Origin of the sequence: Nocardia sp. NBC_01503, from assembly GCF_036327755.1 — a bacterium.
Lineage (GTDB): Bacteria > Actinomycetota > Actinomycetes > Mycobacteriales > Mycobacteriaceae > Nocardia.
In genome coordinates this window covers 5,353,624-5,376,596 of sequence record NZ_CP109596.1, presented here as the reverse complement: position 1 = coordinate 5,376,596, position 22,973 = coordinate 5,353,624, and the positions used below count along the sequence as shown (strand labels likewise).

General features: G+C 66.8%; 22 protein-coding genes. 10 read left to right on the top strand and 12 right to left on the bottom strand.

Annotated features, from left to right (window positions below):
- Nucleotides 1-27: 27 nt before the first annotated feature.
- Both glsA and OHB26_RS24290 read left to right on the top strand, forming a co-directional pair.
- Entirely contained in the window at nt 28-1,902 is a 1,875-nt protein-coding gene (glsA, locus tag OHB26_RS24295) for a glutaminase A (protein ID WP_330179561.1), read from the top strand.
- Nucleotides 1,903-1,978: 76 nt separating this feature from the next.
- On the top strand, nt 1,979-2,665 hold the full coding sequence (locus tag OHB26_RS24290) for an SIMPL domain-containing protein (RefSeq protein WP_330179560.1): 687 nt from the start codon (nt 1,979-1,981) through the stop codon (nt 2,663-2,665).
- A gap of 375 nt (nt 2,666-3,040) precedes the next feature.
- On the opposite strand, the gene OHB26_RS24285 is transcribed toward OHB26_RS24290, so the two are convergent.
- The 3 genes from OHB26_RS24285 to OHB26_RS24275 all read right to left on the bottom strand — a co-directional run bounded on the left by OHB26_RS24285 (nt 3,041) and on the right by OHB26_RS24275 (nt 7,443).
- A complete protein-coding gene (locus OHB26_RS24285; RefSeq protein ID WP_330179559.1) occupies nt 3,041-3,850 on the bottom strand; it encodes a hypothetical protein in 810 nt (269 codons plus the stop codon).
- Between the two features lie 93 nt (nt 3,851-3,943).
- On the bottom strand, nt 3,944-5,458 hold the full coding sequence (locus OHB26_RS24280; protein WP_330179558.1) for a class I SAM-dependent RNA methyltransferase: 1,515 nt from the start codon (nt 5,456-5,458) through the stop codon (nt 3,944-3,946).
- Nucleotides 5,455-7,443 carry an APC family permease gene (locus OHB26_RS24275; protein ID WP_330179557.1) on the bottom strand — a complete coding sequence of 663 codons (1,989 nt, stop codon included), beginning with the start codon at nt 7,441-7,443 and terminating at the stop codon, nt 5,455-5,457. The genes OHB26_RS24280 and OHB26_RS24275 overlap by 4 nt, the downstream gene beginning before the upstream one ends.
- 259 nt (nt 7,444-7,702) lie before the next feature.
- Here OHB26_RS24275 and OHB26_RS24270 point away from each other — a divergent pair, with 259 nt between their 5' ends.
- Together OHB26_RS24270 and OHB26_RS24265 are read left to right on the top strand one after the other, a co-directional pair.
- Nucleotides 7,703-8,368 (top strand): potassium channel family protein, encoded by a 666-nt coding sequence (locus tag OHB26_RS24270; protein ID WP_330179556.1) that lies wholly within the window; start codon nt 7,703-7,705, stop codon nt 8,366-8,368.
- 2 nt (nt 8,369-8,370) lie between these two features.
- Complete coding sequence (locus OHB26_RS24265; RefSeq protein WP_330179555.1) at nt 8,371-9,060, top strand: potassium channel family protein; 690 nt, start codon at nt 8,371-8,373, stop codon at nt 9,058-9,060.
- 26 nt (nt 9,061-9,086) lie between these two features.
- Here the strand turns inward: OHB26_RS24265 and OHB26_RS24260 are convergent, their stop codons facing one another.
- From OHB26_RS24260 to OHB26_RS24250, 3 genes are all read right to left on the bottom strand, one after another.
- A complete protein-coding gene (locus OHB26_RS24260) occupies nt 9,087-9,728 on the bottom strand; it encodes a sigma-70 family RNA polymerase sigma factor (protein WP_330185768.1) in 642 nt (213 codons plus the stop codon).
- A 220-nt stretch (nt 9,729-9,948) separates the two neighbouring features.
- A complete protein-coding gene (locus tag OHB26_RS24255) occupies nt 9,949-10,788 on the bottom strand; it encodes a DUF3159 domain-containing protein (protein WP_330179554.1) in 840 nt (279 codons plus the stop codon).
- A gap of 5 nt (nt 10,789-10,793) precedes the next feature.
- Complete coding sequence (locus tag OHB26_RS24250; protein ID WP_067566813.1) at nt 10,794-11,186, bottom strand: OB-fold nucleic acid binding domain-containing protein; 393 nt, start codon at nt 11,184-11,186, stop codon at nt 10,794-10,796.
- Between the two features lie 157 nt (nt 11,187-11,343).
- Between OHB26_RS24250 and OHB26_RS24245 the strand changes: the two genes are divergently transcribed.
- Nucleotides 11,344-12,060, top strand: a complete 717-nt coding sequence (locus OHB26_RS24245) for an alpha/beta fold hydrolase (RefSeq protein ID WP_330179553.1) — start codon at nt 11,344-11,346, stop codon at nt 12,058-12,060.
- A 182-nt stretch (nt 12,061-12,242) separates the two neighbouring features.
- On the opposite strand, the gene OHB26_RS24240 is transcribed toward OHB26_RS24245, so the two are convergent.
- Nucleotides 12,243-13,124, bottom strand: coding sequence for a DUF3710 domain-containing protein (locus OHB26_RS24240; RefSeq protein WP_330179552.1), 882 nt, complete (start codon nt 13,122-13,124; stop codon nt 12,243-12,245).
- A gap of 2 nt (nt 13,125-13,126) precedes the next feature.
- Nucleotides 13,127-13,627, bottom strand: coding sequence for a dUTP diphosphatase (gene dut / locus OHB26_RS24235; protein ID WP_330179551.1), 501 nt, complete (start codon nt 13,625-13,627; stop codon nt 13,127-13,129).
- Between the two features lie 79 nt (nt 13,628-13,706).
- On the opposite strand from dut, the gene OHB26_RS24230 reads away from it, so the two are divergent.
- Nucleotides 13,707-14,180, top strand: coding sequence for a DUF3093 domain-containing protein (locus OHB26_RS24230; RefSeq protein ID WP_330185767.1), 474 nt, complete (start codon nt 13,707-13,709; stop codon nt 14,178-14,180).
- A 233-nt stretch (nt 14,181-14,413) separates the two neighbouring features.
- Here the strand turns inward: OHB26_RS24230 and OHB26_RS24225 are convergent, their stop codons facing one another.
- Complete coding sequence (locus OHB26_RS24225; protein ID WP_067566805.1) at nt 14,414-14,716, bottom strand: DUF4193 domain-containing protein; 303 nt, start codon at nt 14,714-14,716, stop codon at nt 14,414-14,416.
- 445 nt (nt 14,717-15,161) lie between these two features.
- Here OHB26_RS24225 and cei point away from each other — a divergent pair, with 445 nt between their 5' ends.
- Nucleotides 15,162-15,839, top strand: coding sequence for an envelope integrity protein Cei (gene cei / locus OHB26_RS24220; protein ID WP_330179550.1), 678 nt, complete (start codon nt 15,162-15,164; stop codon nt 15,837-15,839).
- A gap of 163 nt (nt 15,840-16,002) precedes the next feature.
- Here cei and OHB26_RS24215 read toward each other — a convergent pair whose 3' ends face one another.
- The gene (locus tag OHB26_RS24215) at nt 16,003-16,944 is read right to left on the bottom strand and encodes an inositol monophosphatase family protein (protein ID WP_442942710.1); all 942 of its coding nucleotides are present in this window, start codon (nt 16,942-16,944) and stop codon (nt 16,003-16,005) included.
- Nucleotides 16,945-17,105: 161 nt separating this feature from the next.
- Between OHB26_RS24215 and ppgK the strand changes: the two genes are divergently transcribed.
- Nucleotides 17,106-17,864 (top strand): polyphosphate--glucose phosphotransferase, encoded by a 759-nt coding sequence (gene ppgK, locus OHB26_RS24210; RefSeq protein WP_330179548.1) that lies wholly within the window; start codon nt 17,106-17,108, stop codon nt 17,862-17,864.
- Between the two features lie 151 nt (nt 17,865-18,015).
- Nucleotides 18,016-19,410 carry an RNA polymerase sigma factor gene (locus tag OHB26_RS24205; RefSeq protein ID WP_442942709.1) on the top strand — a complete coding sequence of 465 codons (1,395 nt, stop codon included), beginning with the start codon at nt 18,016-18,018 and terminating at the stop codon, nt 19,408-19,410.
- Nucleotides 19,411-19,544: 134 nt separating this feature from the next.
- Here the strand turns inward: OHB26_RS24205 and OHB26_RS24200 are convergent, their stop codons facing one another.
- Nucleotides 19,545-19,841 carry a hypothetical protein gene (locus tag OHB26_RS24200; RefSeq protein ID WP_330179546.1) on the bottom strand — a complete coding sequence of 99 codons (297 nt, stop codon included), beginning with the start codon at nt 19,839-19,841 and terminating at the stop codon, nt 19,545-19,547.
- Between the two features lie 47 nt (nt 19,842-19,888).
- Complete coding sequence (locus OHB26_RS24195; RefSeq protein ID WP_330179545.1) at nt 19,889-20,167, bottom strand: DUF4242 domain-containing protein; 279 nt, start codon at nt 20,165-20,167, stop codon at nt 19,889-19,891.
- Between the two features lie 194 nt (nt 20,168-20,361).
- Here OHB26_RS24195 and OHB26_RS24190 point away from each other — a divergent pair, with 194 nt between their 5' ends.
- The gene (locus OHB26_RS24190) at nt 20,362-22,944 is read left to right on the top strand and encodes a helix-turn-helix transcriptional regulator (protein ID WP_330185766.1); all 2,583 of its coding nucleotides are present in this window, start codon (nt 20,362-20,364) and stop codon (nt 22,942-22,944) included.
- Nucleotides 22,945-22,973: the final 29 nt, after the last annotated feature.

The window sequence follows — 22,973 nt, the reverse complement described above, 5'->3', positions numbered from 1 at the left end:
CACACATTACCCGGATACAGTGGCCGCGTGGTCCCCCCAATTCCGGCCACCAACGGCCCAGCTCGCGTGTCGCACGGCGTGGTGGCGAACATCATCCACGAAGTGTACGAATTGTGCCGTTCGGATACCTCCGGTGAGCTTGCCGACTACATACCGGAACTCGCGGCGGTACAACCGGATTCATTCGGCATCTGCCTGGCTACGGCCGACGGCCGGATATACGGCAGCGGAGATCTGGACACCTGCTTCACAATTCAGTCGATCTCCAAACCCTTCACCTACGCACTGGCATTGGCCGATCGCGGGCCCGCCGCGGTCGCGGAGCGCATCGACGTGGAGCCCACCGGGGAACCGTTCAACGAAATCAGTCTGGACCCCAAGACACAGCGGCCGCGCAATCCGATGATCAATGCCGGAGCCATCGCCGCCGCCGCACTCGTGGAGGGTCGTGACGCGGGCGACCGGTTCGCTCGGATACAACGCAGCTACAGCCGATTCGCCGGGCGTGAGCTTCGACTCAATGAGGCCGTATACGCCTCCGAAGCGCGCACCGGATTCCGAAATCGGGCCATCGGATATCTACTGCGCGGCGCCGGAATCATCGACGGTGATCCCGATGAAGCGGTCGACCGGTACTTTCGGCAATGCTCGGTCGATGTGACCTGCCGTGATCTGGCGGTGATGGCGGCGACCCTCGCCAATAACGGCGTCAACCCTTTGACGCGCGAACGGGCATTGTCTCGGCCACTGGTCGAACAGGTACTCAGCGTCATGACCACCTGCGGTATGTACGACGCGGCCGGAGATTGGGTGACCACGGTCGGACTGCCCGCCAAAAGCGGTGTGGGCGGCGGAATTCTGGCCGTACTACCGGGGCAGATCGGAATCGCCGTCTACTCACCGCGATTGGACGCGCACGGCAGCAGTGTGCGCGGGGTCAAGGCGTGCCGGGAGCTGTCACATCGCCTCGGGCTGCACTTCCTGCATGTGACACGGGCCGCGCACACCGCTATTCGCACCGCCTACACCGTCGCCGAGGCGCCCTCGCGGCTGCGGCGCGATGCCGATGAACTGGCGGTGCTGCGCGAATGGGGTGAGCGCGCACAGATATTCGAGCTGCACGGCGATCTGCTGTTCGCGGGCGCGGAATCCACCGTGCGGGCGGTGGAGGCGGCCTCGGCCGCCGGTGAACTCGAGGCGCTCGTACTGGATCTGCGCGAAATCGCCGATGTGAGTGAGATCGCGGTCCGCATGCTCGACGATCTGCAGGGCGAACTCGCCGCCGCCGGATGCCGTGTGGCACTGGTCGATCCGGAGGCCAAACTCGGGCATATGGAGTCCAGCCTGGATCCGGCCGACCCGCGCGGACGAGTATTCGCCGACCGCGACAGCGCCACCGAATGGTGCGAACAACTCATCATCGACAAGTATCGACCGGAGGACTGCACCCCCTCGGCGGCATTGCGCATCGAACAGCATCCGGCGCTGGCGGATCTGCCCGATGCGGAAAGACAGCGCCTGGCCAAGGAATTCGAGATCCGGACCGTCGCACGCGGGGAGCGCATCGTGGCCCGCGACAGCCCGCGCGCCGGACTGTTCCTGATTCTCGACGGGCGCGTGCGCGTCAGCTTCGAGGATCGCGACGGGCGGCGGCATCGGCTCATCTCGCTCTCCCCCGGCATGTCCTTCGGTGAAATCTCGCTGCTCACCGGAGTGCTGTTCAGCAATGACATCTACGCCGAGAACACCGTCCGCTTGGCCGTGCTGCCGCCCGACAAATTCGATGAGCTCACCCGCCAGGCCCCCGAGGTGAAACTCGCACTCCTGGAACGCCTCGCCACCGCCGCCTACGCTCAGGCCGATGCGGCCGTGCGGGCACTGGCCGCACACGGCGGGGTATGACCAGCGCGCCGCGACCAGGGCAAACGCGGCCGTGGGTAGCATCGGGATCGTCTTGCCAGCCAACCAGGAGGACGCCGTGACCAGCACCGGAATCGACACCGGCAGCATTACGATCTACGGCTCCGGAAGTGCCACCGGCACACCGGATCTCATGCGGGTGACGATGTCGATCGAGACCAGGGCCGATACCGTCGCGCTCGCGTACGCGGCCGCCGGGGAGCGCACCACCGCGCTCGCCGAGTCACTGCGCGGCGATAGCGTGCCGGGCCGGGACATCTCGACCAGCGGACTGTCGGTGCGCACGGACACCGTGTGGACCGAGGCCAATCGGGAGCAGGTCATCGGATATGTGGCGAGCACCTCGCTGACGGTGACCCTGCGCGATATCGCCGCACCCGAGAAGAGCGACGCCAACAGCGGTCCCGCCGCGATCATCGCGCATGCGGTCGACGCGGGCGGTGACGATGTGCGCCTGGGCGGATTGACCCTCACCGTCAGCGATCCCGAGTCCATGCTCACCCGGGCCCGCGATGCCGCCTGGGATCACGCCCTAGACAAAGCCGAACAGTACGCGCGCCGCGCGGGCCGCAGGCTGGGCCCGGTGCTGGAGATCACCGAAGACACCTCCGGCCCGTCAATCCCTATGCCCCGCATAGCCTTCGCCGCCGCCAAGAGCGATATGGGCGGTGCCCCACCGATTCCCGTCGAACTCGGCGAAAGCGAACTCAACGCCACGATCAAGGTCACCTGGCAATTGGGCTGAGGCCCTCCGGGCTGCGTGAACGGCCGGGGTCGCACCGACCGGATTTACAGCGGCCGTGCTGGCGGAAAATGCTGTGGCCGATGCAGATTCGGTGCGGAGCAGTACTCTGGCGAGGTGAGCGCGAGGCAACGGGAGACGCGGGAATTCATCCGGAATATCGGCGCTCTCCTGATCGGGAGTCTTGCCGCGTTCGTGGCGTATCAGGCGTGGCAGGTGCATGCGTGGCCACTGGTCGTGCTGCTCGGCTGCGTGGTCACGGCCTGTGTCGCGGTGCTGATGCCGGCGGTGCTGCAGGATCTGCTGGCCCCGTTCGTGCTGGTGTGGGTGGTGGTGTCGGTGCCGATCCGGCTCTTCCCGGCCGGGCGGCGGTGGCTCTCAGAACTCGATCTGCGAAAGCAGGGTCGCCGCGCGGGTCGCGGTGAGCTGGACGCGGAAGCGGGTGGCGTCGGCCCGGGTGCGGTGGGGGTGCGGGTTCGGGGAGGTGAGGAGGCGGAGGTCGCGGAGTAGGCGGGTGCCTTCGCGGACCGAGAGGCGACCCGTATCGATCAGGTGGCGGACGTTCTTGGCGCTGTCCAGGTCCTGGGTGCCCGCGGCATAGGCGGTGAGGTGGTCCAGGGCGGCGCTGAGATGTTCTTCGCAGGTGGCGTAATCGCGGCGGGCATAGGCGCGGGTGGCCTGCTGTAGGTGATCCAAAGGGGTTTGCTGGCTGCGTAATTCGAGTTCGGTCTCGATCAGGGCCAGCTGTTCCGCCAGGGCGACCGGGAGCCGGTGCGTAGGTCTCAGACGGCAGCGTGGGGCGGACCCCGCCGCTGTGCCGCTTACCTTTTCGAGGCGTAGCTGATAGCCGTCGACCAGCAGCGACGCGCGCAGGGGGGCCAGCCACGGCGGAAGTTGTTCGCGCTCGGTGGATTCCCCGCGCAGGAACTTCCGAGTGGTGACCTCGACCAGATTCAGCAGCGCCTGATCGGCGTCGGCATTACCGGCCAGCGCCGCCATCCGGGCGCCGTAGACGGGGGTGACCAGACGCCCCCAGTAGCTGTCGCTGTTGACCCACATCTCGACCGTGTACTCGGGGTGTTTGAGGTCGACGCTCAGGAGCAGCCCCTCGAGGGAGTAGAACTTGGCTTGATCGCCGTAGATCAGTTCCACCACCGCCGCGAGGGTCGGATCGGACAGCGTAGTCATGACGGCTATCTTGGCGGACGCCCCGCGCGCCGTGCAGCACGGCCCGCTTCCCACGGGCAGACGGAGAGAGGTTCCGCCGCAATACGATCCGGCTCAGCGCTCCAGCAGCGCGACGCATTCCACATGGTGCGTACCGGGGAAGGCATCGAATACCCGCAGGGCAGACGGGTGGTAACCGGCGGTGCGGTACAGGCCCAGATCGCGGGCGAAAGCCGCTGGATCACAACCGATATGGACGATGCGGCGGGGGCCGCGCGCACCCAGGGCGGCGATCACCTCTTTACCGGCACCCGCGCGCGGCGGATCCAGGACCACCACATCCGGTGCGGTATCGGGCTGTTCGACAATCCAGCGTTCGACCCGCTCGGCCCTCAGCTCCACCCACGGCAGATCCCGCAGCGCCGCTTTACCTTCGGTGACGGCGGAGCGCGCGAACTCGACGCCGTGCACCGCGCCGGTCTGGCCGACCCGCTCGCCCAGTCCGGCGGCGAAGACACCGACACCGCTGTAGAGATCCCAGGCCAGCGCGCCGGTGGCGGCGTCGGCCCACTCCCGCACCACATCCGAATAGCATTGCGCGGCACCGTAATGCGGCTGCCAGAAACCGGTGGCCGAGAGTTCGAAGCGACGACCCGAGACGTACTGCACGGCCCGGCCGCTGCCGTCGATCAGTCGCTCGGCGCGCGGACCCGCCGCGGCGGCACGACGAGCGGCGGCGCTGCTGCGATCGCCGCCTCGGCCGCCACCCTGGCGGCCAGCACGATTCCGTTCACCTCTGCCGTTCGCACCGCGCGCGGTGCGATCTCCGCGCTCGGACTCGACCGGAGCCAACTCGATCAGGTGGCGCATACCGTCACCATCCACGGCCACGACGAGATCCGCGCCGGGAGTCCACTTGCGATCGGCGATGCCCTCCATGGCCCCGGCCATCGGCTGCGGACAGCGCAGATCCGCGATCACATCGGTGCTGCGGTAACGGTGCACCCCGGCTCGGCCGTCCGCATCAACGACCAGGCGCACCCGAGATCGCCAGCCCGCCGTATAAGACTGCGGCACAACCTCTTTCACAACACCGCCGGTGAACTCGCGAACCCGGCCGGCCGCGATGCCGCGCACACCGCCGAGCGCGGCGGGCCTGCCCCCGGTCCGCGCGAGCTCGCCCTCCGCTGCGGCGCCGTACCCGGGGTCGGCTGCGCCGCGTACCGGGGCGGCCGCGCCGTACGTCGGAGCCGCGATGACCTCGACCTCGAAGTCGGTCTCCCAGTCGGCGAGTCGGCGCAGCTGTTCGGCGACGACAGCCGCCTTCAGCGCGCGCTGACCCTCGGGGCTGGCATGGGAGAAGTCGCAGCAGCCCGCGCCGCCGGGTCCGGAGACCGGGCAGGTCGGGTCGACGCGGTCGTCCGACGCCTCCAGAATCTCGATGGCGTCCGCGCGGCAGAATGATCCGCCGCGATCCTCGGTCACCCGGGCGCGCACCAGCTCACCGGGCAGACCGTGCCGCACGAACAGCACGCGCCCCTCATGCCGGGCCACACAGAATCCGCCGTGTCCGGGCGGGCCGAGGCGAACCTCGAAAACCGCACCGCGCCAATCCTCGCCGCTGCTCACAGGTCGTCTCCGTATCCGCGCCGCACCGAACCGGGGGCACTGACCTCACGTCCGGCGCGCGCCTTGGCCGAGGAGGTGAGCTGCCACGGCACCGAGGTCACCATGACGCCGGGCTCGAACAGCAACCGGCCCTTGAGACGCAACGCACTCTGGTTGTGCAGCAACTGTTCCCACCAGTGGCCCACCACGTATTCGGGGATGAATACGGTCACCACATCGCGCGGGGAATCCTTGCGCACCCGCTTCACGTAATCCATCACCGGCTTGGTGATCTCACGGTACGGCGATTCGATCACCTTGAGCGGCACCGAGATATCGCTGCGCTCCCACTCCCGTACCAGCGCGCGGGTATCGGGTTCATCGACATTGACGGTGATCGCCTCGATTGTGTCGGGCCTGGTGGCCCGCGCGTACGCGATGGCCCGTTTGGTGGGCAGATGAAGTTTGGAGACCAGCACGATGGAGTGGGTCCGGCTCGGCAGCACACCGTCCCATTCGGTCTCGTCGAGTTCACGCGACACCGTGTCGTAGTGCCGCCGAATGAGTTTCATCAAGCCGAAAATCGCAGCCATGGTGACGATCGCGATCCACGCGCCCGCCAGGAATTTGGTGATCAGCACGATCACCAACACGGTGGCGGTCATGGTGAGACCGATGGCGTTGATGACCCGCGAGCGTTTCATCCGCGCCCGCTGCGCCGGATCGGTCTCACTGCGCAACAACCGGGTCCAGTGCCGCAGCATGCCGGTCTGACTGAGCACGAAGGAGACGAACACACCCACGATGTACAGCTGGATCAGGTGGGTCACCTCGGCCCCGAAGAGCACCACGAAGGCGACCGCCCCGCCGGCCAGGAAGATGATGCCGTTGCTGAACGCCAGCCGGTCACCACGAGTGTGCAACTGTCGCGGCAGGAAGCGGTCCTGCGCCAAGATCGAGCCGAGCACCGGGAATCCGTTGAAGGCGGTATTGGCCGCCAGCACCAGGATCAGCGCGGTGACGATGGTGATGAAGTAGAACCCCGGCGGGAACCCGTGGAACACCGCGTTCGCCAGCTGCGCGATCAAGGTCTTCTGCTCATACCCGGATGGCGCGCCCACGAGGTCGGCGCTGTTCTGCGCGTAGACCACACCCACCTGCTGAGTGAGCACGATCATGCCCATGAACAGTGTCACCGCGATACCGCCGAGCAACAGCAGGGTGGTCGCGGCATTGCGGGACTTGGGCTTCCGGAAGGCGGGCACACCATTGCTGATGGCCTCCACACCGGTCAGCGCCGCACAGCCGGAGGAGAAGGCACGCGCGATGAGGAAGACGAAAGCCAATCCGAACAGATGCTCGTCCTCGGCCTTCAACCCGAACCCGTAGGACTCGGCGTGCACCTGCTGGCCCAGAATCCCGATTCGAGTGAATCCCCAGATGAGCATGATGAACATGCCGATCATGAAGGCGTACGTCGGAATCGCGAATGCCGTCCCCGACTCGCGCACACCGCGCAGATTGACAGCAGTCAAAATCACAATCGCGGCGACCGCGAACAGCACCTTGTGCGTCGAGACGAACGGCACCGCCGACCCGATATTCGACGCTGCCGAGGAGATCGACACCGCGACGGTCAGTACGTAGTCCACCAGCAGCGCGCTACCGACGGTCAGACCGGCATTTGGCCCGATGTTCGTCGTCGCGACCTCGTAATCACCGCCACCGGACGGATAGGCGTGCACATTCTGCCGGTAGCTGGCGACCACGACAGCCATTACCAGCGCGACCGCCAAACCCACCCACGGCGCATAGGTGTAGGCCGACAGCCCGGCCACGGACAGCACCAGGAAGATCTCCTCCGGCGCGTATGCCACCGATGACAAAGCATCGGAGGCGAAGACCGGGAGCGCGATTCGTTTGGGCAGCAGGGTATGCCCCAGGGAATCGCTACGGAATGGGCGGCCAACCAGCATGCGTTTGGCGGCCGTCGTCAACTTCGACACTTTGGTGAGCATAAGGGAGTGCGGGGCCGGTCGCGTCCACGGCGCGGCGGAGCGCGGTCGCGGACCGTACTGTTGCGCGTGAACACTGCGACCCTCGTCCACTTCGCAGTGTGAGCTTTTTCCGGTTCCGGTTTGAATACCGACCCGAGGGGGAAAGTGCCTCGGGAAAAACTCGAGCGGTACGGTTGCCCTCCACTGTGGTTCTTGACAAGAGGGAACCAGACCGCACACCACGGTTTTCGGGAATGGGGTTCGCACGGTGTACGTAGTGATCATGGGGTGTGGGCGAGTGGGATCCTCACTCGCACGCGCCCTGGTCCGCATCGGCCACGAGGTCGCGGTGATCGACCAGAATTCGAGCGCCTTCCTGCGCCTCGGCCGCGATTTCCCCGGATTGTGCATTACCGGAGTCGGATTCGACCGGGATGTACTGACCCGCGCGGGCATCGAACGGGCGGGCGCCTTCGCGGCCGTCTCCTCCGGCGACAACTCCAACATCATCTCCGCGCGCGTGGCCCGCGAAACCTTCGGGATCGAGCGCGTGGTCGCCCGCATCTACGATGCCAAACGCGCCGCCGTCTACGAGCGCCTCGGCATTCCGACCATCGCCACCGTGCCCTGGACCACCGACCGGTTCCTGCGCACCCTGGTCGCCGATCAATCCACCACCACCTGGCGAGATCCCACCGGCACCGTCGCGGTGACCGAGATCCCGCTGCACGAGGAGTGGTACGGCCGCACCGTGCAATCCCTGGAGAGCGCCACCGGCGCGCGCGTGGCCTTCCTCATCCGCTTCGGACAGGGCATGCTGCCCAACGCCAAGACGATGCTGCAGGCCGACGACATGGTATACATCGCCGCCACCTCGGGCAGTGTCGGTGAGGCCGTCGCCCTGGCCGGTAACCCACCCGCGAGCGAGGATTAGTCATGAAGGTAGCCATTGCGGGCGCGGGGGCCGTCGGCCGATCCATCGCCCAGGAGCTATTGCGCGGCGGACATCAGGTCATGCTGCTGGAGCGCCGCCTCGATCACATCGATCCGACCGCCGCGCCCACCGCGGTCTGGACCCACGCCGATGCCTGCGAGCTGGAGACGCTCGAAGAGGCCGGGCTGGAATCCTATGACGTGGTCATCGCCGCCACCGGCGACGACAAGGTGAATCTGGTGTTCGCACTGCTCGCCAAGACCGAGTTCGGGGTGGGGCGAGTGGTCGCGCGGGTGAACGATCCGCGCAATGAATGGCTCTTCGATTCGTCGTGGGGTGTGGACGTGGCCGTCTCGACACCGCGACTGCTGGCCTCACTGGTCGAGGAGGCCGTCTCGGTGGGTGATCTGGTGCGGCTCATGACGCTGCGTCAGGGCCAGGCCAATCTGGTGGAGATCACCCTGCCCACCGATACGCCGTTGGCGGGCAAGGCCGTTCGCACGCTGAAGCTGCCGCGCGATGCCGCGCTGGTCACCATTCTGCGCGGCGGCCGGGTCATCGTGCCGCAGGGCGACGACCCGCTCGAAGGCGAGGACGAACTGCTGTTCGTCACCTCCGTGGAGGCCGAGGACGATCTTCGGAAAGCCCTCGGCGTCAACGGTTTCGGCACCCCGGTCGGCGCAACCGCCTGATATCGCTCTCCGGGTGCCGTCACGGTCTACGACGCCGCCCGGAGTTCGGCGCGCAGCTTGTTCAGCGCGCGATGCTGCATAACCCGCACCACGCCCGGACTGGTGCCGATGGCCTCCGCGGTCTGCGCCGCGGTCCAGCCCAGCACGATGCGCATGACCAGCACCTCGCGATGGGTCGGGGCCAGCACCTTCATGAGTTCCCGTGTGGCGGCCCGGGTTTCGGACTGCATCGCCCGCTCCTCCGGACCGGCCTCGTTCATCGGCTCATCCGGGAACTCCGCCACCGGATACGCCGGATGCAGCTGCGCCCGCCGGAACGCGTCGGCGACCTTGTTGGCCGAGATGCCGTACACGAACGCCAGGAACGACTTGCCCTGATCGCGGTAGCGCGGAATGGCCTGCACGGTGGCCATGCAGATCTCCTGTGCCACATCATCGGCCGTCACATGTAGATGACCCGCGCCGCCCATTCGCGCCGCGCAGTAGCGCCGCACCAGCGGGTACACGATCTTGAGGATCTCGGTGACCGCCGCCCGGTCGCCCGCGGCGGCCGGTCCGATCAACTTCTCCAGTTCCGCTGCGGCACGCCGGGATTCCGATGTGGCCGCGCTGTTGGTCTTGGTTCCCCGCCCCGCCGAATGCCTGCGCGCGGCGGCCGTCGTCCGCACTACGGTCCCGAGCCCCTCGCCACGGTCCTGCGGTGCCACTGCCTTGCCGTCGGTGTTCAACTCCGTCGATCCTTTCGCCGTATCGTTCATAACGATCCTGCGATGATCGGAGCCGTCGAAATAGGCACCCCAGGGGTGGGGTGGCCACCCCCTTTACGTGCCAGATCCGCCCGAAGGTGTTGCGCTACGGGCGGTCAGCGCGATAAGGCGCTGGTAGAGCTCAATTACGCGCGGAGTCCGCGGATTCGGCCGGTGCGGCGGTCTTCGCGGTCTTCGCAGTGGAGACCGGCAGATGCCCGGCCTTGCGAACAGCCCACACGGTGACCACCAGCGCCACTGCCGTCAACGGCCAGCCCATGGCCAGGCGCGCGACGGCCAGCAGACCGGTGCTGTTGGAGTCGTAGAGATGGTTCTGCACCAGATAGCGGGCGCCGAACACCACCGCCCACACCACGGTCGCCAGATCGTAGAGGCGCATGGCCCGGCGATCCGAACGCCATTCCGTGCCATGGCCGTTCAACACACCCCAGATGACACCCGCCAGGGGCCAGCGCACCACCAGCGACACCAGGAACGCGCCCGAGTACACCAGGCTGGCGTAGATGCCGAACAGGAAGAAGCCCTTGGCCTCACCCATGCGATAGGCGATGAACGCGCAGACACCCACACCCAGGAAGCCGGAGATGGCCGGCTGGATGGGACCGCGCCGCACCAATCGCCAGATCAGAATCGCGGTGGCCACACCCAGGGCCGCCCAGATGGCGGTGGTGAGCCCGCGCAGCGAATTCACCGGTACGAACACCAGCACCGGCAGCGAGGAGTAGATCAGGCCGCTGAAGCCGCCGAGCTGTTCCAGGAGGGTCTGCTCGACCTCTTCCTCGTGCAGCTCCTCCAACTCCTCGCGCAGGCCGTGCGGATGCTGGACCACGTACTGCTCGGTCACGGCCCCGGCGAGTTCGGCCTCACGCGCGGTGAGCTCGTCCGTGAAGACGTCCTCCAGCTCGCGAGGGTCACCGGCGGGCGCGCGGCCCTCGTCATTGCTGCTGGCAGGTATCGGCATAGGTGTCAGGAGTTCCCGCGAAGTTCGTAGTAGGGGTTGAAAATGACCTTGCCGCCGTCACGCTCGCCGACCCGGCCGCGGACCAGGATACGACGCCCCGGCTCGATACCCGGGATGCGCCGCCGGCCGATGAACACCAGGTTCACACTGTCGGTGCCGTCGAAGAACTCGGCCTCGACCTCGGCGCCGCCCGACTTCGGACACGCCTCGACACTGCGCAGCCGACCCAGCATGGTGACCTCTTCGCCACGGCGACACTCCGATGCGTGACACGCACCCGACGCTTCGGAGGTCTCTGCGAGTTCCTCGGCATCCAAACGATCCAGATCCTCCGTCAGGCGCCGGCTGAGTCGCCGGAAATAGCCTGAAGGGAAGTCCTTTCCACCCGAGGATGGCATCTCGCACGCTCTCCTGTAGAGCCAACACGACGTGGGTCGCACGCCGTTCGTTCGTTTCACTTACCCGGGGGTTACCCCTTGGCAGCGGATGTACACCGCCACTGTAGAGGGGACGGCCCGCACCCGCCACGCGCGCCCGTCGCAGTACGCTTCGCCGGTGCCCGATCTACCACATCCGGCGGTCGCCGTCGCCCTGCCCGGAACCGGTTCCGATGCCCATTTCGCCCGCCGGGCCTTCGGATCCGCCTGTGCCGCACTGGATATCCCATTTCATCCGGTCGATCCGGACCCGCGCCGAGTGATCGACAGCTACCACGCCGCACTCGACGCCGCGGCACGCTCGGGACCGGTGCTCATCGCGGGCGTCTCGCTCGGTGCGGCGGTCGCCGTGGAATGGGCGGCCCGGCACCCGGATTCGGTCTACGGCGTGGTCGCGGCGCTGCCCGCCTGGACCGGCGCGGACACCACCGGCTGCCCGGCGGCCCTGAGCGCGGCGGCCACCGCCTCGGCCCTGCGCGCGGACGGCATCGACGCCGTCATCGAAGGTATGCGAGCCTCCAGCCCGGCGTGGCTGGCCGAAGCGCTCACCCGCTCGTGGCGCTCGCAGTGGCCGGACCTGCCCTCGGCGCTCGACGAGGCCGCCGCCTACCGCTGGCCCGAAGCCGAATTGTTGAGCAGCATCACAGTGCCGGTATCCCTCGTCGGCGCGATCGACGATCCGGTGCACCCCTTCGGGGTCGCCGAGCGCTGGGCCGACCTCATCCCCGACAGCGAGCTACACCACCTCACCCTCGACGAACTCGGCTCGGACCCAGCCATTCTCGGCCAGCGCGGCTTCAGGACTCTGGTCCCTCGCCGCATTGCGACCCCCTGAGAGCTTCCCTTCGTCATCACAGTCATCCCGGCATGCTTTTGGCCGGGATCCAACCCCTTCCAGCACTCCTACGAGTCCCCGTGGATCCCGGCCAAAAACGCGCCGGGATGACGGAGTGAGCACAGCAAACGGCCTCCGCTCCTCGTTCTTCCGAGGTGTGCGGAGGCCGTTGTGGGTTCCGGCTATTGGAGGCCCAGCTGCTGCATGGCCGAACCTTCCGCGCCGCGGCGCGGTTCGGTGTCCTGCTGCGGGACTCCGGGCTGGGGGCCGCCCTGGAGGGCGGCGAGCTGTGCGGCCACGGCCTGCTGCTGCGCGGCCAGCTGCTGCTGGTGCGCGGCGGCGAGCTGATCCGCCAGCTCCTGGGGTAGGACCACCGGCAGCGGCTCACGCACCGGCAGCGGCTCGTCACCACGGCGCACGATGGTCTCGCTCATGATGGCGCGGGCCGCGGCCACCAGCGGCGTGCTCTCGGCGGCGGAGCCGGAGGGACCGGCCGCGACCAGGCGAACCATCCAGCGGTGTCCGTCCACGCCGATGAAGCGCAGATCCGCGCCATCGGTGACCGCGTGCAGTTCACGACCCCAGGGGCCGTTCTGCACCGACACCTGCGCGCCGTCCTTGCGCAGCGTCTCGGCGAGATCGGCTGCGACCGAACGCCATTGACCCGACGACTTGGGCGCGGCGTACGCGGCCACGGTGATGCGGCCGTGCTCGGTGGCCAGGTGCACCGCCTGCGGGGTGCCGTCCGGGGTCATCTCGACCTGAAGCTGTCCGCCCGGCGGGACCGGCACGATGACCGATCCCAGATCCAGGCGCTGTTCGACGACGTTCTCTAGCTGGTCGACGACATCCTCGTAGTTGTACGGGCCGACCTTGGAGCCACGCTCGGGCACCCGGAACGAATCGGTGTCGAACTCCGGATCCGTCGCCGCGGTGTACGCGGGTTCGTCGTACCCCTCGGCTTCGTATTCGACGTCGTCGTCACCGTATTCGTCGTACTCGGTGTACTCGTCGTCGTACCGGGCGTCGTCCGCGTCACCCTTGTTCTTCTTGCGTCCGAACATCGTCAGGCCTCCTTACCGGCTGCTCTATCCACCCCGCCGGACTGTGCGACCAGGCTGGCGTGCCCACCGCTCGATCCGTATCCTCCTGCGCCCCGCTCGGTTTCGTCGAGCGTGCGCACCTCGGCGAAGTCGACCAACTCGACCCGCTGCACCAGCAGCTGGGCGATACGGTCACCGCGCCGGAGCTCGATGGGAGTACGCAGATCATGATTGATCAGGCACACCTTGATCTCACCGCGGTACCCGGCATCGACCGTGCCGGGGGTGTTGACGACCGAGAGGCCGTGCTTGGCGGCGAGTCCCGATCTCGGATGGATCAGACCGACCGTCCCGATCGGGAGCGCGATAGCGATGCCGGTACCGACCAGCACCCGCTCCCCCGGTTCGATGATGACGTCCTCGGTGGTGCACAGGTCCACCCCGGCATCGCCCTCATGAGCGCGCGTGGGTACGGGCATGCCGGCATCGAGCCGCAGCAGGGGAATAGGAGGAATTCCGGTCACGTGCGCCGAGCCTACGCGTTCACCCCCGCGACCATTGACCTAGTCTGATGTCGTGTCCGACCAGCCCCCTCAGGTGACCATGGAACCTCAGCAGCAGACCACGCCCCTCTACTCCGAGCGCCTCTGGGTGCCGCTGTGGTGGTGGCCCGTCGGCCTGGCCGTCACCGGCCTGCTGGCAGCCGAAATCCACATGGGCGCACCGGGTATCCGGGCGTGGCTGCCGTACGTGCTGCTGTTCCCCATCCCCGTCTGGGTACTGCTCTGGATGTCGCGCCATCGCGTCGAAGTGGCGCGTGACGCGGACGGAACCCCCGAATTGCGAATCGACACCGCCCATCTCCCGGCCACCTTCGTGGCGCGCGCGGCGGGGGTGCCGACCAGTGCGAAGAGCGCGGCCCTGGGTCGACAGCTCGATCCGGCCGCTTATGTACAGCACCGCGCCTGGATCGGCCCGATGCTCCTACTCGTGCTCGACGACCCGGACGACCCGACACCGTACTGGTTGGTCAGTACGCGCCGGCCCGAACGAATCATGGAAGCACTCGGCCTTTAACGAGCCTGGTTGGCCAGGCTGCGCCTGTGGGCCCGAACGAATCATGGAAGCACTCGGCCTTTAACGAGCCTGGTTGGCCAGGCTGCGCCTGTGGGCCCGAACGAATCCTCGAGGCATTGGGTGTGCAAAGCGCCGCTTAACGGTGCCGTGAAAACCCGAGAACGTCCTTGCCGCGCTCGGCGAACCGAGCGCGGACAGACGGATATTTCCTGCTCAGGGCTGTGTGACCAGGATCAGGCCGCGCAGTCCATGCAAATCAGCTGCCCGCCGGCCTCATTGGCCAGCCGGCTGCGGTGGTGCACCAGGAAGCAGCTGGAACAGGTGAACTCATCGGCCTGCTTCGGGATGACCCGAACCGAGAGCACCTCCTCCGAAAGATCCGCGCCGGGAAGCTCGAACGACTCCGCGGTATCGGATTCGTCGATATCCACGACGGCGGACGCGGCCTCGTTGCGACGAGCCTTCAGCTCCTCGAGCGAGTCCTCCGACACTTCGTCGGTTTCGCTACGCCTCGGTGCGTCATAGTCGGTTGCCATGTCGTCTTCCCCTCGTCCTTACTCCGTATATCCCGGACCGGCTCGTTCCGGAACGGATTCCCGCAGGAATCCGGCCGGGGTTCACCGCCCCGCCCGTGGTGTACGCCACACGTACACCGGTCACCGACCTGGCCGGATACTCCTGGTCCGTACCTGATCGCGCTCGGTCAACGCAGGACATGCCCTTGTTGTTCCCGAAATCGAACCCCCGATTCAACCCGGGCGATACGATCTGGGCCGCCAGACAATAGCGGACCCCGGCACAAAAGTCGCAATCAAAACACGCGCGACTCGAAACTGAGGATCAATCGTCACCGACCAGGGAACGGACCGAGACCTCGAGGCGGGTTCCCGCGACCTGCCGGAGACATACCGGGGACATCGGACGCGACGCGCATCAGGGACCTTGCACGCGACGCGCGTCAGCTTTTCGTAGAGTGTGCCTGTGGTTTCACTGATCACCCAAGGCAATTCGACCGACCCCGAGGGGCGGCCCTTCATTCGGCGACGCTGGGAGCCGTGGGCAGCCATGGTGGGCGTCATCGCCGTGATCTGCGTCGGTGTGTGGTTCAAGGCACTGACGACGACCGAGGCCGATCCCGGCGCGATGGCGTGCAATTCGCCCAGTCCAGCCTCCAGTACCGCCGCGCCCGCGGCCGCCCCGTTGGGGCAGCGGGTGGGGCAATCGCGGCTACGTGATGTGGAACCGGTGGCGCTCGCACAGTCCAAGGTGCGCGTGTTCAACGCCAACGGCCAGCGCGGACAGGCCGCGCATGTGGCCTCCGAACTGGGCGATCTCGGTTTCGCCAGCGCACCGGACGTGCAGGTCGGCAATGATCCGGTCTACGTGAACGGTGATCTGGAGTGCACCGGGCAGATTCGGTTCGGTGTGAACGGGCGGCCCGCCGCGGCGGCCGTGCAGTTGGTCGCGCCGTGCGCGGAGCTCATCGAGGATCAGCGCACGGATGACACCGTCGATTTCGTGCTCGGCTCGCTGTTCCGGGATATCCGGCCCAGCACCGATGCCGAGGAGGTGTTGCGCTCGCTGAAGAATCCGGCGCCGGGAACGACACCGGCCATCGATCCCAAGCTGCTCGACGCGGCCCGACACTCCAAGTGTTGAGACCGGTGCCCGGGCGTTGACGCCCGGGCACGGACCTCATTGCTCCGGAATTTTCCACGCGGTCCGAAAACCCTTCCGGCCGTGACCGATACGAGAATCGCCGCATCCGGACGGGTGCGGCGATTCTCCTTTTCGGTACACGGGCGTGTCTAGCGGGCTGGAGTTAAACCGGGATAGGGGTGGTGACGCCGATCCGGTCCAACAGCACCGATAATTCGGCCGCGATACCGGGGGCGGCGGCGACCACCAACTCCCCCGCGGCACCCGTCGAGGTCGGCGCGGGCAGGGTCAGCACGGCACCCGCCTCGGCGGCGATGAGCGCGCCCGCGGCCCAATCCCACAGGTTCAGGCCGTGCTCGTAGTGCGCGTCCACGCGACCCTCGGCGACCATGCACAAATCCAGTGCGGCCGAACCGAGTCGGCGGATATCGCGAATCTCCGGCAACAACTCCGCGATGAGTTCGCCCTGCCGGGCACGGCGCTTGGGGGCGTAGGCGAAGCCGGTGGCGACCAGCGCCATGGCGACCGAGTCGACGGCGTTGCAACGCAAGGGAATCGGCTTCTCGATCGAATCGTCCCGCGCGCCCCAGCCGCCGAAGACGCTGCGGTGTGCGCCCTGACCCAGCCCGGCGCTGTAGGTGACCTCGTGCACCACATCGGCGACGGCTCCGGCGACGGATTTGCCGTCGCGCACCGCCGCCACCGAGACCGAGTACGCCGGAATCCCGTAGACGAAGTTCACGGTTCCGTCGATGGGATCCACGACCCACTGCACGGCCTCCGGATCGTCCGTCAGCGTCCCGCCGTCCTCTTCCCCGACTACAGAGTCCCCCGGGCGCAATTGGGCGGCCAGGCGGCGGACAAGGGCCTCGGTTTCGGTATCGACGATGGTGACCGGATCGGTGGGTGTGCTCTTGGACTGCACGGCCTCGTCCTCGACCGTGCCCGGTCCGAAAACCTGGGGGCGTCGGGTGCGCACATGCGCGGCGGCGGTTTCGGCCAGATGGACCGCTATGCGGCGAAGTTCGGCGATGTCGGTCCCGTCGGTGGTCGCGGTGGTGTTCGATGCGGTGGAGGTGAAATCGGATTCCGGCACGATCCCCATCGCAGCACAGATCCGGCACACCTCGCATTAGGCTTGTCGCGCACGACACAGCTCATCGGCCGCTCCAGGCCGTGAGGCGGGCGTGCGGATTCATTCGCCGGAGCCGGTATCGTGCCGCGCGCCGGGATTCACCGGCAGCACTGGGAGAACGAGGAGTCGTCATGTCCGCTCGGGGGCACGCGTTCGGGATCGACATCGGCGGTAGCGGCGTCAAGGGCGCCGCGGTCGATCTGGCCACCGGCGAGCTGGTCCAGGAACGCATCAAGGTGCCGACACCGCACCCGTCCACGCCGAACGCGGTGGCCGAGGCGGTGGCGAAGGTGGTGGCGCAGTCCGGCTGGGACGGTCCGGTCGGCATCACCATGCCGAGCGTGATCATCGGCGGGGTGGTGCGCACGGCCGCCAATATCGACAAGTCGTGGATCGGCACCGATGCGCGCGCACTGTTCTCGGTGGCGCTGGGTGGGCGGGAGGTGACGGTGCTCAATGACGCCGACGCCGCCGGACTCGCCGAGGACCGCTACGGCGCGGCGAAGGATCTGAGCGGTTCGGTAATGCTGCTCACCTTCGGCACGGGCATCGGATCGGCCGTGATGTACAACGGTGTGCTGGTCCCGAACACCGAACTCGGGCATATCGAGGTCGACGGGAAGGAGGCCGAGCATCGGGCCGCCGCGTCCATCAAGGATCGCGATGGACTCACCTACCCCGAATGGGCCGCCGAGGTGAGTAAGGTGCTGGTCACGCTGGAAAATCTGTTCTGGCCGAATGTGTTCGTGGCGGGTGGCGGCATCAGCCGTGACTACGCCGAATGGATTCCCCTGCTGACCAACAGAACACCCGTTGTGGCAGCCGATTTGAAGAACACCGCGGGCATTGTCGGAGCGGCAATGGCCGTGTCTGCCGGTATCGCGCCGTAAGCAGGCTGGTTCGATCGTTACAATGGAACAACATCCGGCGGTGCGCCGGTGAAACCAACCCGGCATGCGCGCCGGTTATCCCCCGACAGACCGCTCCGCCGGATCACCACTCTGGCGTGACGCCGCACGAGACCGTCACGAAAGGGCGTACGTGGTAGCCACGAATACCCGAGAGACCGCCGAATCGGCCGACGAAGCCGACTCCGCAGACACCACCGCAGCACGGCCGGTCAAGAAGGCTGCCGCCAAGAAAGCACCGGCCAAGAAGGTCGCTGCCAAGAAGGCTCCCGCCAAGAAGGTCGCTGCCAAGAAGGCTCCCGCCAAAAAGGCAGCTGCCAAAAAGGCCGGGAGCAAGGCCGAGGGCGCCGAGGGCGAAGCCGATGTGGTCGGCGACGACGACGTCGAGCTCGACGATCTCGGTGATCTCGAGGTCGATGAGACCGATCTGGTCGAAGTAGACCTCGCCGAGGACGACGCCGATGAGGAGACCGAGGCCGCTCCGGCGGGCGAGGAAGCCGAAGAGGCCGAGGAGCCCACCGAGAAGGACAAGGCTTCGGGCGATTTCGTCTGGGACGAGGAGGAATCCGAGGCCCTGCGCCAGGCCCGCAAAGACGCCGAGCTCACCGCTTCGGCCGACTCGGTCCGCGCCTACCTCAAGCAGATCGGCAAGGTCGCGCTGCTCAACGCGGAGGAGGAGGTCGAGCTCGCCAAGCGAATCGAGGCCGGTCTCTACGCCACCGAGCGTCTGCGCGAACTGGCCGAGAAGGGCGAGAAGCTCCCCGTTCAGCTGCGCCGCGACCTGCAGTGGATCATGCGCGATGGCAATCGCGCCAAGAACCATCTGCTGGAAGCCAACCTGCGACTGGTGGTTTCGCTCGCCAAGCGCTACACCGGCCGCGGTATGGCGTTCCTGGATCTGATCCAGGAAGGCAATCTGGGTCTGATCCGCGCGGTCGAGAAGTTCGACTACACCAAGGGCTACAAGTTCTCCACGTATGCCACGTGGTGGATTCGTCAGGCCATCACCCGCGCCATGGCCGATCAGGCTCGCACCATCCGTATTCCGGTGCACATGGTCGAGGTCATCAACAAGCTGGGCCGTATCCAGCGTGAACTCCTGCAGGATCTGGGCCGTGAGCCCACTCCGGAGGAGCTCGCCAAGGAAATGGACATCACGCCCGAGAAGGTGCTGGAGATCCAGCAGTACGCGCGTGAGCCCATCTCCCTCGATCAGACCATCGGTGACGAGGGCGATTCCCAGCTCGGCGATTTCATCGAGGACTCCGAAGCCGTTGTCGCCGTGGACGCGGTGAGCTTCACCCTCCTCCAGGACCAACTCCAGTCGGTCCTCGAGACACTGTCCGAGCGCGAAGCCGGCGTAGTCCGCCTCCGCTTCGGCCTCACCGACGGCCAGCCCCGCACCCTCGACGAGATCGGCCAGGTTTACGGGGTCACCCGCGAACGCATCCGCCAGATCGAGTCCAAGACCATGAGCAAGCTCCGCCACCCGAGCCGCTCCCAGGTCCTGCGCGACTACCTGGACTAGGTTTCGAATCGAATTGGGCCGCTGAGCTTTCGCTCAGCGGCCCGATGTCGTATCCGGATCCGGGACCGCGCTGTCGGCCAGGAGCGATGGCACTGGAATTCAGCGGTCCGTACACGGTTGGAGTTGTTCCGGGGTCAGGATTCGAGGGTAGGTTCCCGCGAATCCCTGTCGGCGAGAATGACGAAGCGCAGGTACCAGAACAGCATCAGTGCCGAACTGATCGTATGGAACAGGTGTAGTGCCCAGATCGGCCCCGGCGGCAGGTCCAGTACGTACACCATGTAGACCAGATTGCCTATGTTGGCCAGAGCGATATTGCTCGGGCTGTAGGAGCGCACATCCTTGGTCCGCCGGGCTTTCGCCAGCATCGGAAGCGTGCTGGAGGCGAAAACCGCACTCGCGATCGCACCCGCGACCACGGGAACCTCCACTGTCATAACCTCTTTCGAATCTTCGGTCGCACCGGGTCGATGTTCGGTTACCGGGCGTCGGCGGTGTGGGGGCCGAATTCGTCGGCCACCACCGCGACGAGATTCGCCGGGAAACCACCCCGGCGGGCGTGCTCGCGAATGGCGTCCTCGTCGTCGGCCTCGTGCAGGCAGTAGATCTTGTCGCCCGCGACGAAACTGGTGATCCAGCGATACGGGACACCCAGCGATGTCATTGCGGCATTTGACTTCTCGGCGATCGCGGCGAGGTCGGCCGTGGTGAGCTCGGCCGCTCCGGGGATTTCTCGCTCGATGAGGAAGCGCGTCATGATTCGTTTCTCCTGTTGCTGTCCATACCACCCGATGCGGTCGCGATCGGTGCCTTCTACGCTTGGTCATCCGCGGACGAAACTCATGGGGGGCGACTCCCTATTTTCAGCACGCACGAGATGCTCCGGGCCACTCACCGACTCGGTTACGGCGCTGGTCGCGGCCCGGGCACACCGGTAATATTTCCGATGTGATGCTCTCCGAGCGCGAGTACGAGCTCGGAGAGCTCGAGACCAGAGCGGCAGCGGCACGTGCCGGACACGGTGGGGCGGTGCTGGTCTGTGGCGAATCCGGTGCGGGCAAAACCACATTCGTGGAGACGTTCCTCGAGCGTTGGCGCGAGGATGAACGGGTGCTGTGGGGGGCATGCGATCCGCTGTCCACGCCCCGGCCGCTGGGACCGCTGCACGATCTCGCGGGTCGGTTCGACGACACCACGCGTACGCTGCTGCGCAATGGGGATCAGTCCTACGATATTTTCGCGGCGGTCTTCGACAATCTGCGAACTGCACCGTCGGTGCTTATCGTCGACGATCTGCACTGGGCCGACCAGGGCACCATCGACCTGTTCCGGTTTCTGCTCCGCCGCGTATCGCACACCCGCCTGTTGCTGATCGGGATAGCACGCGATGACGAAGTCGGCGTCAACCATCCGTTGCGTGGTCTACTCGGCGATATCGCACGGTCTCCACACGCCCGCACACTCACGCTGCCACCGCTGAGCCTGGCCGCGGTGACGACCCTCGCCGGGGATCGTCCCGTCGATCCTCGGTGGCTGCACCGGGTGACCGGCGGCAACGCCTTCTTCGTCTCCGAAATGCTCGACCATCGCACCGACGCACTGCCCACGACCGTGCGTGACGCCATTCTGGCCCGCACCGCCGGACTGGACGCCGCCGCCTGGGATCTCCTGCATTTGCTGACCTGCGCGCCCGGTGCGATCGCGGACCATCTGCTCACCGATCTCGGAGTCACGCTGCCCGCGCTGCGCGCACTCGACGACGCCAAACTCATCAAGCGCAATGATCGCGGAGTGGCTTTTCGACACGATCTGTGTCGCCTCGCCGTCACCAGCGTTATTCCGCCCGGCGCCGAGCCGAGCCTGCATCGCCGCTTCATCGAAGCCCATTACGCGACCGCTCGGCCGGATCCCGCCGTCATCAGCCATCACGCGGTGGGCGCGGGTGACCGCGATCTGATCACGACGGCCGCCGCCGAAGCCGGTCGGGTGTCCGCGCGTTCCGGTGCGCACACCCAGGCGACCGAGTTCTTCCGTCTCGCACTGGAACACCACACACTGCCGCCTGCGGCCGAAGCCGACCTGCTGGAACGGCTGGCCGCCGAGTACTACCTCACCGACCGGCTCGACGACGCCATCATCGCGTGCAGCAATGCCATGCGGCTGCGGGAGACGATGCGCGCGGATGTGGCGGTGAGCGCCGACCATCACGCTTTGGCGGTCTATCAGTGGTACAACTCGAATCGATCGGCCGCCGACGACCATGTGGCCGCCGCGATAGGGGTGCTGGAAGGCGGCGCCGCGGACGACGAACCGGCGACTTCTACGCAGATCGGGCACGCGTTCGCCTTGCGAGCGTTCCTCGCCGTCCAGTCGACCCAACTCGATGCCGCCACGCGATTGCTCGCCCGTGCGCGCGAAATCGCTTGCGCCGCCGCCGATCCGCTGCTGCGCGTGCGCGTCGAACTGATCGAGGGTTTCTGCGCGGTACTCGCTGGGCAGCCGGTCGCGCGCGACCGGCTACTGGGAATTCTCGCCGCCGGTCCGAAACATATCGACGAGATCTATTCCAGCGGCTACACGAACCTGTCGTATTTCGATGTCGAGCAGCGGCGACTCGGTGCGGCGGCCGAACTGCTGGATCTCTGCTTGCCCCTGATGGTCGAGCACGATCTTCCCGTCTGTCATGTCGTCCAACTCGGTTCGCGTAGCCGACTGAAGCTGCTGATCGGCGATTGGCAGGGCGCGCTTGCCGACGCCGACTCGGTGCTGGACAGTCCCAGCGCACCATTGGCTCGCGTGTGGCCGCTGTTGATCCGCGCGGTGGTCGCGCTGCGCCGCGGCGGGAACGACGCCGGCGGAATCGATCTCGCGTGGCAACTGGCCTGCCGTTTCGGTGAGCCGGTGCGTACGCTGCCGGTCGCCGCGGCAATCGTCGAGAAGTACTGGTTGACCGGGATTGCCGATGAACGCCTCGATCAGTGTCTGGCGCTGGTCGACAGCGTGCCCGCGCTCGGATTGGAATGGGCGCGAGGCGAATTGGCCATCTGGTTGGGTCGTATCGGTGCACAGGTCAGCACCGACTCCGTGGCCGAGCCGTACCGACTGCTGTCCGCCGGACAGTACGAGGCCGCCGCTGCGGCCTTCGATGAACTCGACACACCCTATGATGCGGCGCTCGCCCTGGCCGACTCCGGCGACACGGCCCTCGCCCGGCGCGCACTCGATATTCTCGATCGGCTCGGCGCGGACGCCGTTGCCGCCAAGGTGCGATACGACCTGCGCGCGAACGGCGCACGCGATGTACCCGCGCCGCGACGGGCGACGACCTTGGCCAATCCGATGGGGTTGACCGTGCGCCAGATCGAGGTGCTGCGACTACTCGAGGACGGGCTCACCAATGCCGAATTGGCTGAGCGCCTGTACCTTTCGGTCAAAACCGTCGATCATCACGTCTCCGCCATTCTCACCAAACTTCAGGTCACCAAACGCCGCGACGCAGTACGGCGAGCGAAGGAAGCCGGCATTTTGCGCTGAGCCGTCGGCGGTCACGTCGCGGCATAGGG

What these genes read in the sequence shown, in the direction of transcription:
- OHB26_RS24285 (WP_330179559.1), bottom strand. Translation starts at nt 3,850, where the DNA reads ATGACTACGCTGTCCGATCCGACCCTCGCGGCGGTGGTGGAACTGATC.
- OHB26_RS24265 (WP_330179555.1), top strand. Translation starts at nt 8,371, where the DNA reads ATGAAGGTAGCCATTGCGGGCGCGGGGGCCGTCGGCCGATCCATCGCC.
- OHB26_RS24255 (WP_330179554.1), bottom strand. Translation starts at nt 10,788, where the DNA reads ATGCCGATACCTGCCAGCAGCAATGACGAGGGCCGCGCGCCCGCCGGT.
- OHB26_RS24250 (WP_067566813.1), bottom strand. Translation starts at nt 11,186, where the DNA reads ATGCCATCCTCGGGTGGAAAGGACTTCCCTTCAGGCTATTTCCGGCGA.
- OHB26_RS24240 (WP_330179552.1), bottom strand. Translation starts at nt 13,124, where the DNA reads ATGTTCGGACGCAAGAAGAACAAGGGTGACGCGGACGACGCCCGGTAC.
- OHB26_RS24230 (WP_330185767.1), top strand. Translation starts at nt 13,707, where the DNA reads ATGGAACCTCAGCAGCAGACCACGCCCCTCTACTCCGAGCGCCTCTGG.
- OHB26_RS24225 (WP_067566805.1), bottom strand. Translation starts at nt 14,716, where the DNA reads ATGGCAACCGACTATGACGCACCGAGGCGTAGCGAAACCGACGAAGTG.
- OHB26_RS24215 (WP_442942710.1), bottom strand. Translation starts at nt 16,944, where the DNA reads ATGGGGATCGTGCCGGAATCCGATTTCACCTCCACCGCATCGAACACC.
- ppgK (WP_330179548.1), top strand. Translation starts at nt 17,106, where the DNA reads ATGTCCGCTCGGGGGCACGCGTTCGGGATCGACATCGGCGGTAGCGGC.
- OHB26_RS24195 (WP_330179545.1), bottom strand. Translation starts at nt 20,167, where the DNA reads ATGACGCGCTTCCTCATCGAGCGAGAAATCCCCGGAGCGGCCGAGCTC.
- OHB26_RS24190 (WP_330185766.1), top strand. Translation starts at nt 20,362, where the DNA reads ATGCTCTCCGAGCGCGAGTACGAGCTCGGAGAGCTCGAGACCAGAGCG.